This window comes from Chryseosolibacter indicum (assembly GCF_018598585.1).
In the GTDB taxonomy this organism is placed as follows: Bacteria; Bacteroidota; Bacteroidia; order Cytophagales; family Cyclobacteriaceae; genus Chryseosolibacter; species Chryseosolibacter indicus.
In genome coordinates this window covers 21,633-37,175 of the sequence record NZ_JAHESD010000038.1, presented here as the reverse complement: position 1 = coordinate 37,175, position 15,543 = coordinate 21,633, and the positions used below count along the sequence as shown (strand labels likewise).

11 protein-coding genes are annotated in these 15,543 nt (G+C 40.6%); 4 read left to right on the top strand and 7 right to left on the bottom strand.

Annotation, left to right across the window (positions count from 1 at the left end):
- Position 1 precedes the first annotated feature (1 nt).
- The gene (locus KK060_RS15705; protein ID WP_254154711.1) at positions 2-2,587 is read left to right on the top strand and encodes an ABC transporter permease; all 2,586 of its coding nucleotides are present in this window, start codon (positions 2-4) and stop codon (positions 2,585-2,587) included.
- Between the two features lie 110 nt (positions 2,588-2,697).
- Positions 2,698-5,070, top strand: coding sequence for an ABC transporter permease (locus KK060_RS15700; protein WP_254154710.1), 2,373 nt, complete (start codon positions 2,698-2,700; stop codon positions 5,068-5,070).
- 168 nt (positions 5,071-5,238) lie between these two features.
- Here the strand turns inward: KK060_RS15700 and KK060_RS15695 are convergent, their stop codons facing one another.
- From KK060_RS15695 to KK060_RS15665, 7 genes are all read right to left on the bottom strand, one after another.
- Positions 5,239-6,822, bottom strand: a complete 1,584-nt coding sequence (locus KK060_RS15695) for a PepSY-associated TM helix domain-containing protein (protein ID WP_254154709.1) — start codon at positions 6,820-6,822, stop codon at positions 5,239-5,241.
- Entirely contained in the window at positions 6,822-7,127 is a 306-nt protein-coding gene (locus KK060_RS15690) for a hypothetical protein (RefSeq protein ID WP_254154708.1), read from the bottom strand. Before KK060_RS15690 ends, KK060_RS15695 begins: the two co-directional genes overlap by 1 nt.
- Complete coding sequence (locus KK060_RS15685; protein WP_254154707.1) at positions 7,111-7,404, bottom strand: hypothetical protein; 294 nt, start codon at positions 7,402-7,404, stop codon at positions 7,111-7,113. The genes KK060_RS15690 and KK060_RS15685 overlap by 17 nt, the downstream gene beginning before the upstream one ends.
- A 1-nt stretch (position 7,405) precedes the next feature.
- Positions 7,406-9,826 carry a TonB-dependent receptor gene (locus KK060_RS15680; RefSeq protein WP_254154706.1) on the bottom strand — a complete coding sequence of 807 codons (2,421 nt, stop codon included), beginning with the start codon at positions 9,824-9,826 and terminating at the stop codon, positions 7,406-7,408.
- A gap of 212 nt (positions 9,827-10,038) precedes the next feature.
- A complete protein-coding gene (locus tag KK060_RS15675; RefSeq protein WP_254154705.1) occupies positions 10,039-10,473 on the bottom strand; it encodes a universal stress protein in 435 nt (144 codons plus the stop codon).
- 133 nt (positions 10,474-10,606) lie between these two features.
- A complete protein-coding gene (locus tag KK060_RS15670; protein WP_254154704.1) occupies positions 10,607-11,020 on the bottom strand; it encodes a hypothetical protein in 414 nt (137 codons plus the stop codon).
- Between the two features lie 70 nt (positions 11,021-11,090).
- Positions 11,091-11,417 (bottom strand): HPF/RaiA family ribosome-associated protein, encoded by a 327-nt coding sequence (locus KK060_RS15665; protein WP_254154703.1) that lies wholly within the window; start codon positions 11,415-11,417, stop codon positions 11,091-11,093.
- 249 nt (positions 11,418-11,666) lie between these two features.
- Between KK060_RS15665 and KK060_RS15660 the strand changes: the two genes are divergently transcribed.
- The gene (locus KK060_RS15660) at positions 11,667-11,858 is read left to right on the top strand and encodes a hypothetical protein (protein ID WP_254154702.1); all 192 of its coding nucleotides are present in this window, start codon (positions 11,667-11,669) and stop codon (positions 11,856-11,858) included.
- Between the two features lie 557 nt (positions 11,859-12,415).
- Complete coding sequence (locus KK060_RS15655; protein WP_254154701.1) at positions 12,416-15,529, top strand: SusC/RagA family TonB-linked outer membrane protein; 3,114 nt, start codon at positions 12,416-12,418, stop codon at positions 15,527-15,529.
- Positions 15,530-15,543 lie beyond the last annotated feature (14 nt).

The following is a 15,543-nucleotide window of genomic DNA, read 5'->3' as shown; positions in this document are numbered from 1 at the left end:
GATGAAAACAAGACAAACTCCACCTCCTCTGTTTCTATGCTTCTTCCGTTGGTATTGCCATCCAAGACTGGTAGATCACATTGAAGGTGATTTACTGGAAGAGTACCTGAAGAGAATACAAAAATCAGGAAAACGAAAAGCGAATATCCATTTTATTATTGATGTCATATTGCTCTTTAGACCTGGCATCATCAGACCATTTAATCAATATAAACATACAAATCCAGCCGCTATGTATCAGAGCTATTTTAAAATTGCCTGGAGAAACTTGGTAAAGAACAAGGGATACTCCTCCATCAACATTGTCGGCCTTGCTATTGGCATGGCTGTAGCCATGTCTATTGCACTATGGGTTTGGGATGAAGTTTCCTTTGATTCCTATTTTACTAATCGTGAACGGCTGGCTCAGGTAATGGTAAGCCAGACAAACGAAGGTGTTACCTATACGCACGGAACGGTGCAAATGCCCTTAGGTGATGCCCTACGAAATGGCTATGCCTCCGATTTTAATTCGGTATCGCTTGCGTCAGGTAATAACAGCTTTATGCTCACCCACAACGAAACTAAATTACCTGCGAATGGCATGTGGGTTCAGCACGAATTTTCTTCAATGTTCACCTTGAAAATGCTTTCCGGTAATTATGCTGCATTGAATAATCCTTCAACAATGCTTATCTCTTCCTCGTTAGCAAAGTCACTCTTCGGAGAAGATGATGCACTTAATAAATCAATACGCATTGACACCCGATTTGATTTGGTTGTAGGAGGTGTTTATGAAGATTTCCCATACAACACTACTTTTCAGGGAGTCAAAATGTTATTACCGTGGGACAACAAGGAAAATTGGTTAAATAGGCAAACCGCCTGGACCAATCATTGCGGCCAATTATTTGTTTTGCTTAATGATGCTGTTGATCTTCAGGGTGCCAGTGAGAAAATCAAAGCCGTCCCAACATCACACATTGATAAATGGAAAGAAGAAGTGATGCTGCATCCTATGTCGGACCTGCATTTGTATAATGCATTTGAAAACGGAAAAGCATCAGGAGGAAGAATTCAGTTTGTCTGGCTTTTCGGAGTCATTGGTGTTTTCGTATTGTTACTTGCCTGTATCAATTTCATGAACCTCTCTACTGCGCGTAGTGAAAAGCGTGCAAAAGAAGTAGGAATCCGAAAAACGATTGGATCTATACGTAATCAGATTGTCACTCAATTTTTGAGCGAGTCTATAATGTTGTCTACACTATCGTTGGTGATATCGTTAGTACTCGTAGAGTTATCCTTACCATATTTCAATATGATCGCTGATAAAAGAATAGCGGTACCGTGGGAAAGCACAACCTTTTGGTTGATCATTATTACATTTACACTATTCACGGGACTCATTGCAGGTAGTTACCCGGCTTTTTACCTGTCTGCGTTTAAACCTGTAAAAATATTAAAAGGTGCTTTTATAGCAGGGCGTTCGGCCGTACTTCCCAGAAAGGTATTGGTCGTTGTACAGTTCACCGTATCACTGACATTAATCATCGGCACCATGATCATCTTCTGGCAAATACAACATGCCAGAGAAAGATCAGCGGGCTATAATCGAGATGGACTAATTACCGTTGGAATGTACTCTACTGAACTTCGAAAGAATGTAGAGGTGATAAAAAATGAACTTCTGCAAAAAGGGGTTATTGAAAGTATGGCGCTCTCTTCACAATCACCAGCACATTTTTCAAACAACAATGGAATTGAGTGGCGAGGGAAAGATCCTGGGTTAGTAGTTTTCTTTCGCAATGTTGGCGTAACACCAGACTATGGAAAGACCGTTGGCTGGAAGCTGATTAAAGGACGTGATTTTTCACCGGACCTACCAAGCGATTCTTCTGCTATCATTGTTAATAAAAATGCAGCAAGGATTATGGGTTTTGAAGACCCGTTGGGTGAAGTTGTTACCTTTCGCGGAAAGCAGTTCACTGTAATTGGTGTAACAGAAGACATGATCACGCAATCACCTTATGCCTCAAGTGAACCATCGTTTTTTATTACAGATGACTGGATGGGGTTTATTGTTATGCGACTGAGTGAATCTGTTCCTACACCTGATGCTCTTGATAAAGTTCAGAAGGTATTTAAAAAACATGACCCTGCATCTCCCTTTAACTTTAGTTTTGTTAATGCAGATTATGCGAAAAAATATTCTACTGAAGAGCGAATTGGAAATCTCTCAGCACTTTTTGCTATCCTGGCAATTTTCATTTCCTGCCTTGGACTTTTTGGTCTTGCTTCTTTTGTTGCTGAACAGCGAACAAAAGAGATTGGTATTCGTAAAGTATTAGGAGCAACGGTAGTGAGCATTTGGAAGATGTTATCAAAAGAATTTGTAATGCTCACCTTTATTGCTTGTGGAATTGCAATACCGATATCTTTTATCTTGATGGATAAATGGCTAGTGCAATATCAATATCGTATTACGATCACCTGGCAATTGTTTGCTATTGCTGCCCTTGGCATTCTCATGTTAACATTGATAACCGTAAGCTTCCAGGCTATAAAAGCCGCATGGGCAAGCCCGGTAAAGAATCTCCGATCGGAATAAGCTTTCAAGATTAACGTAAGCACTCAGCCAGCAAATATTCATTAAAATTACAAATTTCCATGCAACATCGAAGTCACTTAATGCGTCTTAGCTGAACAATCTCCTCCCCTATGATTAGAAATTATATTAAAGTAGCCATTCGTAACCTTTTACGTCAGAAAGGATTTTCATTCATTAACATCTTCGGCCTTGCGCTAGGCATCAGTTGCACGGCACTCATTGGTATGTGGGTGACCGACGAGCTGAGCTATGACAACTTCCATCAGGATCATAAGCGAATGTACCGTATCACTTCAACATTGCCCGATATGAAGGTACATGCTGCAGTATCTTCTGCACCGTTAGGCCCTGCTATAAAAAATGAAATACCTGAAGTTGAGGACGCAGTTCGTATTACCGGATATAATCGAGACCTAATCCAGGTTGGCGATGTCAAGTTCGAAGAGAAAGGGGTAATCTTTGCTGACTCCAATTTCTTCAAGGTATTTACTTTCCCTTTCCTTAAAGGCGATAGAGAGAAAGCACTTTTGAATCCGGAAGGTATTGTTATTACAGAGGCAATGGCCAGAAAATATTTTGGCAGCATTGATGTCATTGACAAGACAATCCGAAAAAATAACAAAGATGACTTCACTATAACGGGTGTTATTGCTAACATTCCCAGCAACTCTCACCTTAAGTTTGATTTCGTTCACCCCATACGTTTCCTGGCACGAACAAACAACGACTTCAAGAATAACGTATGGGACAACTTCAACTATTACACCTATCTTAAATTAAACGACAAGACGCAACAATCGGAATCTGCAATTGACAACCTTGAGCAGAAGATTCAGGCAATCTACAAGAAGAATGAGCCCGTTGTAAAAGTTGAGTTTGTACTGCAACCGCTATCGAAAGTTCACCTTTACTCAAACTTTCTTGCTGATATTCCCGGGCATGGTAACGCGCAGAATGTCTATATCTTCATGATTGTTGCCATATTTATTCTCGTTGTAGCATGTCTTAATTTCATGAACCTTGCCACTGCACGCGCGGCACGCAGAGCCAAGGAGGTTGGTTTGCGTAAAGTGGTGGGTGCGGTAAGACCTCATTTAATGGGGCAGTTTCTAGCGGAGTCACTCGTGGTAGCACTCCTTTCTCTGGTACTCGCATTGCTCATTATCTACATTGTCCTTCCCTATTTTAATACATTGGGTGGTAAAGACCTCGCCCTTGATTTTACAAATATTCAGCTCATTGCAGCATTACTTGGCATTACTGTCATCACCGGTTTACTTGCAGGCAGTTACCCTGCCCTTTACCTCTCAGGGTTTGTTCCTGCCAAGGTATTGAAAGGAAATTTTAAAGGAGGTGGCTCTGGCAGTCTGTTCAGAAACACCATGGTGGTAATTCAGTTTGCAGTATCTATTTCACTGATCGTAGGCACAACAGTGGTCTATCGGCAGCTCAAATACATTCAGCAACTGAACCTTGGTTACGACAAAGAGAATCTCTTGTATGTACCCATGACGGGCGAGATGTGGTCGAAGTACGAAGCGTTGCGTGGACGTCTCCAAAATAATCCATTAACAAGTCAATATTCATTTATCTCTGAACTACCTACCACTTCTTCTGGTGCCACCATTAGTGTAGAATGGAAAGGCAAGGACCCGAACACGCAACCACTGTTTTACAATTCTGCGGTTGACGAGAACTTTGAAGAGGTGTTTAAGGTAACATTTCTAGATGGTCATGGATATAGTGAAAACGCTAAGGCAGATACAGCAAATATTATTGTGAATGAAATGGCATTAAAAACGATGGATATGCCCTTGGAATCTGCAGTGGGTACAAAGATTAGAGTGTGGGGCCGGGACGCGACTATTATTGGTGTAGTTAAAGATTTCAACTTCAAGCCGGTGCAGGAGAAAATCGGGCCTATGTTCCTACAGCGTAATACATGGGGAGGTTATGCGATTGTTCGTACCCAACCCGGCGAAACAGAGAACACCATTAAAGCGCTTGAGCAGATCTGCAAAGACATCAACCCCAGCTTCCCATTCAACTATAACTTCGTCGACCAGGATATTGCCAATATGTACAAGTCGGAGCAACGCTTGGGCAATCTGTTCAATATCTTTGCTGTACTTGCAGTAGTGATATCTTGTCTTGGTCTTTATGGTTTATCCGCCTACCTGGCAGAAAGGCGCACGCGTGAACTTGGAATACGCAAAGTACTTGGTGCATCCGGATTTCAGCTGGTTTACCTGCTGTCAGCTACGTTTACAAAACCTATTCTGATTGCCACTGCAATTGCAGTACCCGTAGCGTGGTATGGCATGAGTCAATGGCTTACAGGGTTCGCATATCACATTGAAATTGAATGGACTATTTTCATCGTTGCATTCCTTTCAGCGCTGATCATTGCCTGGCTGACAGTAAGCTTTGAATCGATCAAAGCAGCAACGACAAACCCGGTGAAGTCATTGAGGCAAGAATAACCAGGAACTTATACTTAGTAACAAATCTTATCTTAAAGATCCAGGGAGAACCGTTAAACGTTCTCCCTGGATTCGTTGTTTATCATCGCATAGTAACTTATTGCTCATACGTTTCGGTATTCTCTAAATCCTGTAGTTCTGCTGCGCCTTAAGTTACGCAGTATAGCATTATTCTATTTCTACAGCAGTAACAAGTTCTTCGGTTTCCACCGGAATCCGAAGTCTGGAAAATGCATAGAATGAAAACAATGAAACGAGTATCCAAAGTAAATCAACAACTACAAAATCGACATTGTCGTTTAGCAAAGATTTCCAAAACCATTGCTGAGTCGTTAATCCGCTTACAAGAGGTACAGTTATGCTAAGTATTGCCCCTGTAATCAAACAATACTTGTTGATAATATAGTTATTTGACTTTGCTACTATAAACCAAAAAGATGAAACAAGCCAGCTAAGAAAATATACCGCGTAAATAAAAGTTTGCGGCGAAATTCCTGCATAATCGGGAAATAACTTAACCATAACAAAAGAAAAGGCAGTAACCGGAAACATTGTAAGACAAATAGCGAGATAAATACGCGTAACGGTCTGATAGAATCTTTTCTTTTGTTCAGGAACACTCTTTTTAACCCGTGCAGTAAGCCAGATAAGCACGCCAGAGATCACTACAAAACACGATAAAAGTCCCAGTGAGAAGCTTGTTATTTTTAACGCATAACCACCATAATCTCCGTAATGAAGCCGATATAAGTAATTCTTTACGCCATCAAGATACGTAGTTTTTGCATAAGGATCTTTTACATCAACAATACTATCGCTTTCTACTTTATAGATTACTTCCCCTAGCCCTGTAAATTTAGTAGCATGTGAAAGCTCCCCTGAAACAGACACGTGCATGCCCGCATCTCTATAATTTGCTATCGAAACTTCTGTTACGGAAAAATTATCCCACCTTTGCTTCGTTTCGCTTACATATTTATTTATCGATGTCACTCCGTTTATGGATTGACCTTTAAAAGGAAAAGAAGGATGTTCAAATTCAAGGTCTTCATATATTTTTTCCTGGTTGCCATCATATAACAGCGCCACGTTAGGAATGACCAATAAAATGTTGATCATGAAGAACGCGCCGGTAACGGCATAAACTACTTGAAAGGGAAGCCCTATGGTACCAAGGGCAGTATGCGCATCGGTCCAAATTGTTTTAAGTTTTGCCCTGGGTCTGAAAACAAAAAAGTTTGTAAAAACCTTTTTCCAATGCACAAGAATTCCGGTAAGCACTACAAAAACGAGAAATAAGGCAGCAAAGCCTGAAAGAAAGTATCCGGCAGGATAAGGAATCTGAGCAAAGAAGTGAAGGCGGTATAAAAACTCTCCCAGGCTATACGCTTCTGTATAGTCAGAGGTATTGTATGTTTTTGAGTCTATATAGTAGAAACCACCTTCTTGCGTAATTGTAGTATCGCTTGAAGCACTCAGGTATAAATTGATCCGTTGCTCATTGTAAGGCCTCCAGAAAGTGATTTCCCTTCCCTTCAGTTCATACTTCTTTTGAAGTTTCAGCAATGCAGAATCTACATTGAGGCTTAAATCTTTTCTTACAGAAACTACATCGTTGCGTTCCCAGTTTATAATCTCATCCCTGAAGAATGAAAACGACCCTGCGAAGAATATTACAAATAAGAGAACGCTCAGGACAATACCACTTACAGTATGAAGATCAAAAAAAATGTTGTAAGACCGCTTCTCCATCAGTTAAGAAAGTTTGGATTATATATTTTCCCTGCCCATGCCAACACAAATCCTGCTATGGCTATACCTGCATAGATCAACCACACCTTCCATCCATTTCGGGGAAGGAACGCGAGTACCATGAGTATAACCCAAAGAATAAAGCTTGAAAATGCAGAGGTTATGATCACGGTTACATGGCTCGTCCATGCCGCTAATGCCAGATGAAGCGCTGTTGTTACCAGATAACCTCCGAGTATGGCCGCCGATATTTTTGCAAATCGTTGCCAACCTGAATGTGTAAGGTATTTAGGATTTGCGGGCATCAGTACCTCTTGTAAATAATGGGAACAAAATAACTATAAGACTTCCTATGGTCATTAACGCTACTGCACCTGTTAGCACACCCGCAGCAAGACCTATAGAGAGTTTCAAGAGCCAGAAAGAAAGTACTAGTTCCGTTATACCTAGCAGTAAAGCAGATAGTGCATGGTTTTGCAACCATGCACTAACACAATCTTTCGGTAATACCGCCTTTGCTGATCTATTATAAAGGCAGTAGAACCCTGCTATCTGACAAACAAAAGATGCTGCCAACAACATATTAAAATTTATAAGCGAGGCTTACTACAAAGTTTCTCGGCTTCTGAGGATTAATTGTTGAGTATCCCGTGTAGTATTCCTTATCCGTAATATTATTTATGTTAAATGAAATGCGCATGGCGTTGGTATTATAAAACAGGCTACCATTGATGATAGTGTACGCAGGCAAAGTAAATCTTCCTGTAGTTTTACTATCAAGAATAGGAAGTTCGTCTATGTAGTTACCACCAAACCCTATTCCCAAACCATTTACAGGCCCTGATTTAAAAGTGTAAGTAGCCCATGCGTTCACAAGATTTTTAGCCCCTGCAGATATTGGCCTTTTACCGGTTTCAAGCCATACACTAGCTTCATCTCCTTTGATAACTTTGCTATCGTTATAACTATATCCTACAATAAAATTTAATCCTTCTACCGGGCTTGCATTTACATCAACTTCAAATCCTTTGCTTTCAATTTCGCCCCCGCGCTGCAGGCTATTGAAAATATTTGCAGGATCGGAAGATACAACATCAGAAACATTGATATCATAATAACTGATAGTGGCTACCACTTTGTCTGAAAGGAGGTTTGACTTAACTCCAAACTCCATTTGATTGGCATGTTCTGGTTTAAAAGTTCTGAATACGCCAGTTCTCTCGCCTTCAGTATCGTAAAGTTCAGCAGCCGCAATATTTTTAAATCCATTCATGTAGTTGGCAAACGCAGATACTTTATCAGGAATGATCTGATATATTAACCCAAACTTTGGCGAAAGCGTGGTCTGATCGTAATCATCTTTATCTGTTGTAATACTTGCCTCAGCGTCAAAATAATCAACACGTAAACTAGCCATTGCTAACAACTGCGGTGTGATGTTAAGCACATCAGAAACGTAAACACTATACTGTGCATCTTTTGAGTTACTTCCTGAGAACGGTAACGCTGCCAGCAAGTTATCAACACCTTGTTTGGTAAGGTAAGTTGGAGGAAGTAACTGACCATCGCGTGGATTTATGTAATTAATCTGCCCCTGTGCATTTACATTATGTACCCGCGTATATCCTGTACTATTATTGATAAGGTTTCTATGGAAATAATCTAATCCTACAACCACCCTGTTTCTAAGATTACCAATTTTAAGATCACCGATGAAATTCTGCTGAATATCGGTGGTAACAAACTGGCTTTGCTGATCGCTGATCCATAACGCAAAATCTCTATTGCCATTCTGGTTGTCGTACAGGTATGAATAGTATCCGTCTGATTTTGCCACGCCTCTTGATAGAACTGTTTGTGATGTCCATGAATCTGACAACTTGTAGTTCATCTGCGCCTGCAAATTGTATCTCGGGTTTTTGATAGAGAGGTCATTGTTCGTTAATGAAAGATCTTTGTTATAATTTAAATCTTTTAGATCCGAATACTGCAAGGGAGTTTCTCTTCCTAAAAACAACATCGGTGTGTTTGTCTTTTCTTCCTGCATGAATTCGGTTACAAGCAGAAACGACAATCTTTCGTTTGCTTTGAAAGCCAGGGTAGGACTAATAAAGAATGAGTTTCTGAAACCCGCATCCTGGAAACTGTTTTCTGTGTGATATGCTGTGTTAACGCGGAGGGTAACAGCATCTTCTTTTAAAGGAGCATTAATGTCTGCTGTAACACGGTTAAGACCAAAACTTCCGGCCATGTAACCTATTTCTCCTCCAAAGCCAGCATAAGGTTTTTTTGTAACGGTATTAATTAGTCCACCGTAAGAAATTAAACTGCTACCAAATAATGTTGATGACGGGCCTTTGATAACCTCAATCCTTTCAATGTTTACAGGATCAAGACTTCCGCTTGTCAATCCGGGCAAGCCATTAATGATTGTGGCTTGCGCTTCAAAACCACGAAGTGTATAATAGGAAGATCCGTCGCCTGACGCTCTTCCGGTAGATTCCCAAAGCTTAGATATGCCGGGAACATTTTTCAAAGCATCATCAAAATTGGTGATGGCCTGCTGCCTGAACAAATCTGACGTTACCAGATTATACACCTGTGGGTTTTCTATATTCTTTAAAGGCATTTTGGAAACGTAGGGACTTTCAGTAACAAACCTTCCGCCCGAAACCACGATTTCTTCAAGCTCTTGTGTGTTTTCCTTTAAGGTAAAATCAACCTGAGTTACTTCGCCAGCTTTTACTGCAATTTCCTGTTTCTGACCTTCAAGGCCTACGTATGAGGCTACCAGCATGTAGTTTCCAGGTGCGACGTTTCTGATCTCAAAATCCCCTTTTTTATCAGCTATGGTGCCTTTTGCGGTACCTTCTATGCTTACATTAACAAATTCGGCCGGGTTGCCATCTGAGGTTTTAACTGTTCCGCGAACAGAACCTGGGTTCTGCGCCCAGGTTGAAAGCTGGGCTAAAGTGATTGCAATAATGAGGTATATGTGTTTCATCTTTAGAATTGTTCTAAATAATGCGCAAGTATAACGGCGGGAAAGGGAATAAAACAAGCTTATATAGAAATATTCTAAATAAATTAATACTAAGTTTAGAAGGTAATGCGACAAGCCAAGGCATTCAAAAGGGTCTAATACAAGAGCCAAGGGGCTTTTTGCTTTAAAAAACAGCTGCAATTAGGATGAAGAAGGCTTCTTGTCTAAACTGATTACGCTGCTATAGGAACAGAACTATCAGGTACTATGAGCAGAGGGATATTTAATTGATCTATAAGCTGTTTTAGGTCATCGCCCTGGTCAAACGATATACCTTTTACCTGTTGACTACCAATAACGATAAGGCTTACATTACCGCTTTCAACATGTGCCTTAACGCGGTCCGAAATAAATCCAACTTCAATATGAACTTCGTAAGATATATGCTTTTGAATGAGAGGCTCCTCCAAGAATGAAAACCACTTCACTGCCTGATCGTAAAGACTTGCCTTTAATTTGAGCACATCATACTTTTTGTCTTTACTAACCAGCCTGAATGGAAGGAGAATGGATAAACTCGTGCTTGTCTCTTCAGCAAAGCTGGATGCCGTCTGTAGTACATTTACAGAAGCAGTAGAAAAATCAATCACACACAATATCGGCTTCATAATCATTCTGATCAGACAAACTTAAATAACTTGTACTGCCAGGAACATGACTTGCGTTAACAGTAAGAATGATTAACATCATATCTGCCATTGTCGCTCAATGAATACTGTAGATGATGTATTAAAACCGATATTACATTACCTTCTCAATAAAACTATACAGCTCTTCCTTGCACTGTACTATTTGTTCGTTCAATGATTCCAGCTCTGCCATTAAGCTGTCGTGTTCTTTAAAATATTCTATCCGGGTCTCTTCTCCCGATTGAAGCATTTCTGCAAGTTTCTTTTCATGAAGCCTCAGCTTTGCCATAAGGCTGTCAATCAACTCACCCTCGTAATAGGTAATGATACTTTGAAAGTGATCAACCTTCTTTTTGTCTTCTATAGCTGTAAAGTTGACCACGTACTGATCGAGCAACTTTTGGAAAAAATGAATTTCCCGTTTCCATAATAAGGAGGCGGAAAGCCACCCGAGTGTTTTCTTATGCTTGTTGATAAGTGTGGGCTGAAGGATATATTTATCGGTGACAGACGTTACTGAAATCATAACTTACTAATGGTCTAATGTTGATAATACTTACAATAATTTTTTAAAAGCTTTGGGTTCACAAAACGACCTATCCCTTTATAGTTACGCCTCTTTGAGTCTTTGCATTTTGTGACTCCTTCCATTTTACAACCTGTTGCCTCAATGCATTTACGGAAGTAGTTACTGCCTCTTCAAAAGATTGTTTATGAGCAGAAGCAAACAAGTCATTACCAGGAATTACAAGTTTTACTTCACAAAACTTATTCTCACGGGTATCAGACTTTTCAACTTTCAGGCAAACCTGTGCCTCTATAATTCTATCACTTACAATGCTTAGTTTGCTAACATGATCGTTGATGTAATTTAAAAGCTCATCTGTGGCTATAAAGCCGGGTGTCTGTGTTTTAATGTTCATACTTAAACGGTTTAATGGTTAACCAGGGCTTGTTTTGGTTTAAAAGTAAAAGCAGACGCAAAGTATAACTATGACATTCGTCACCTTTTCAAGCGACTTTTATCCATTGAAATTACTTGTAACTCAATCGTTTCGAAGGCTTGCCAAGCGTCTATCAGATGCAGCGTTACGGCCAGCAAAACAAAAATCTCTGGAAGAAAACAAAAGAGTTTAGTCAACTGCTTTAATTTGTATCACAATTCAATATTAATGACTGAAAGAGAACTGATTAAACTGGAAGCCACTATCCGCAAAAAAATGGAAGACATCAGGGCACAGCGTGTGAGCCTGAAGGATTCGGGTATTGGCGGTCTAATGAACTCCTTAAAGAAAGTAGACGAGGCACTTTACGAAAAGATTCTGCCAGATTATAAGAAGATGGTAGCAGAAAGGAAGGCTTAACGAAATTTGGTGAGGAAATGTTTATTTTCTCCCATCCTTGCCAGCCTGTTATAAACCCTTAAAGTCCTAATCCCGCTCTCAGTAATCTCGCAGTTGTATACATCCCTACGCTAACGCCAGGCCTTAGAGTACTACCCATCTGCCACCGGACAAGGATCAGTGCTGTTTCTGTGATAATTCACTGCAGATCCAATTATTTTTCATGAAAAAGGCCTTTTTATGCAAGTTGATACAAGGATGACAGAAGAATGGCAGAACCTCTACTAATGCTACACGATACCTTCTCTGCACCCAGTAGTTCCCAATCCTTACTTTTTCGAAGTTATTAAAGACTAAGTCTAAGCAGCTGTAGCATATTGCTACAAACTGCCGACAATTTCCATTAAACCGACAATTTAAACTAGTTCGTACATCTTACAGCCAATTCCGTAAGTCCCTGTAAAAGCGGCTAAAAACCGTTTTCGGCAACCACCTATAATTAAAAATGCGATCTACTGGCTTACCGGCATAGCCCTTGCCAACAGCCGCTGTCATAGAAATGACTTTAAACCAGTAGCATGAAAATTAATCTTTACGTTTATCTATTATGGCTTTTTTTACTGCACGGGCTAAAGGGGAACGCGCTTCAGATACAGGACTCCTCGTCCGCAGTTGTTGTAGACACAGTTGTTGGCGCTGTTCAGCATACTCAGGGTAATACAATCAAAACACCGCCACGAGAACCATCTTCTCAGGTTAAAGTAACGGGGATAGTAACCTCAGCTGACAACCTTGAGCCTATACCAGGAGTGAATGTTCTCCTCAAAAACACTTCTATAGGATCGGTAACTGATATCAATGGTGCGTTTAGTATAATGGCACCTGGCAATGCGGTACTCATATTTTCCTTTGTGGGAATGCAGACGAAAGAAATATCCATTAACGGCCGAACTTCAGTTAATGTATCGCTTAGCGCGGAAAGTGAAGTACTTAACGAAGTTGTTGTGGTTGGATATGGAACAATGGATCGCGCAAGCTTAACCAGCGCTGTTTCAACCATTGGTAGTAACATGATAGAAAAAGATCCGCTGCCAAGCATAACACAAGCAATTCAGGGAAAAGCAGGTGGTGTTCAGGTAACACAGAAATCTGGTTCGCCAGGTGGTGGTGTAAGTATCCGCATTCGTGGTACAAGCTCAATCAATGCAGGTTCTGATCCTTTGTATGTTGTTGATGGAATCCCCGTGAATAGCAGTACCAACTTTGTGGGTGGTAGTGACTTTAACTTTGGTGGCGGTACACAAGGCATAAACATTCTTTCGTCCATTAACCCTACTGATATTGAGAGCGTAGAAGTTTTGAAAGACGCCGCCTCTTCATCCATCTATGGAGCACGCGCTGCCAATGGTGTTATTCTTATTACTACCAAACGCGGAAGCAGAAACTCTAATACCATAAGCCTGAATGCCTATACTGGCTTTTCGCAGATGCCGAGTGAACGCAAATATAAGTTGATGAATACAGCGGACTATATTTCGTACATGCAGGACTATTACAGCTACAAAGGAACTCCCGTGCCTGAAAGTATTCTTCGTACCGATGTAAATACTGACTGGCAGAATGAGATTTTCCGCACTGCTCCTATTCAGAATTATGAATTATCTGCTTCTGGTGGCTCCGACAAAACTCAATACTACTCTTCCATCGGATACTATAATCAGCAAGGTATTATTCTCAATTCTGCCTTTAGTAGATTAAGTGCGCGACTTAACGTTGACCATCAGTTCAATGATAAGCTTAAGTTCAGCATGAATGTTAATTTAACAAGAGCAGTTAATGACCGTGTACAAGAAGAAAACTCCAAAGAAGGCTCAACCAAAAATGGTATTGTTACACCACCCAACGTGCCTGTTTATAACGCAGACGGAACATTTGCTTTCGATGCCATAAACACCGCACGTGAAAATCCTGTAGCTATGCTTACCCTGCCTGTAAATACAGCGGAAACCTTCAGGGTACTGACTAATGCTTTTGTTGAATATAAGATAACACCTGCCCTAAGTTTCAAAACCAATTGGGGCGTTGACATGAGCTATATTGATGAAACATTCTTTATGCCTCCTGATTATATCAAGTCATTTGCCAGCTCAAGGGGCATTGGTGCTAATCGCAGTACAAAAGATCAGTTATGGGTCAATGAAAATACACTTACCTTCGATAAGCAGCTTGCACAACACAAAATCAATGTACTTGGTGGCATTTCTTTCCAGGAATCAAAGTACTCTTTTGTTGATGCGAGAAGATCAAACTTCGCAAGTAACGATATACCTATTGTATCAGCAGGGGGTACCTTATCCGGTGCGGCAGCCACGATACAGGAGTGGGCTATTTTATCTTACTTCTCTCGTGTTAACTATGGCTTTAAAAACCGGTATCTCTTAACGGCTAACTTCAGAGTAGATGGTTCTTCAAGATTTGGCGTTGATAACAAGTATGGCATGTTCCCTTCGGTTGCGGCGGCCTGGCGCATATCAGAAGAGTCTTTTTTAAAACCAGTATCAAAGATCAACAACTTAAAGCTACGTACCAGCTGGGGCATTACAGGTAATCAAAACATACTTAACTATGCCAGCTACTCATTGTATTCTTCCGGAAACAACTACCTGAATACTGCAGGCTTTGTTCCAAGTGCACTAGGCGATAGAAACTTGGGCTGGGAGAAAACCTCGCAGCTCGATATTGGAATTGACGTTGGTTTGTTTAATGACCGAATTTCTCTACTTGCCGATTATTACTATAAGAAAACATCTGACCTTTTAATCGGAATTCAGATCCCAAAAACATCTGGTTTTCAGTCGTTGGTTAGTAACGTAGGCGAAATCGAAAATAAAGGTTTTGAATTTGAACTGACTACAAAAAACATTGTCGGAGAATTTAGCTGGAATACCTCGCTTAACATGACCTTTAACAGGAATAAAATCCTGGAGTTACCCGAAGGTGATATTTATGGTGGTGTCGGCAATTTGAATATCGCCCGTGAAGGCGTGCCCATTGGCTCATTCTATGGATGGAAAATGATTGGCGTAAATCCGGAAACAGGCATGATCGACTACGCGAGAAATGACGGTACCGTTGGCCCTCCTTCACGTGGTGAAGACAAACGAATTATTGGGAACCCTAATCCAAAATTCTTTGGTGGCATTACCAATACGTTCTTCTACAAAGGGTTTGACCTTAGCATTATGGGACAGTTTACTTATGGTAATGATGTATTCAATTACAACCTCTTTACTGTACTTTCCGGAAGCAGTGACAGCAATAATGGATTAACGGATTGGAACAGACGATGGAGAGAGCCTGGAGATGTCACGGATGTTCCTCGCCCTACACCTTCTAATTTTGATAATGGCACAGTATCAAGCCGATTTGTAGAAGATGGATCTTTCTTCCGCTTACGCAATATTACCTTAGGCTATACCTTACCAACGAAGATTACCAATCGATTGAATATTAATAGTCTTCGCCTCTACGCTACTGTACAGAACGCTTATGTTTTTACAAAATATCGTGGTTATGATCCTGAAGTAAGCTCCTCGCATGGAGGTGCTAACGCCGGATTGACTTATGGTTACGATTACGGAAGCTATCCGCAACCCAGAATGTTTACAAGTGGTATTACACTTACCTTTTAATGCTTTAACCTGAA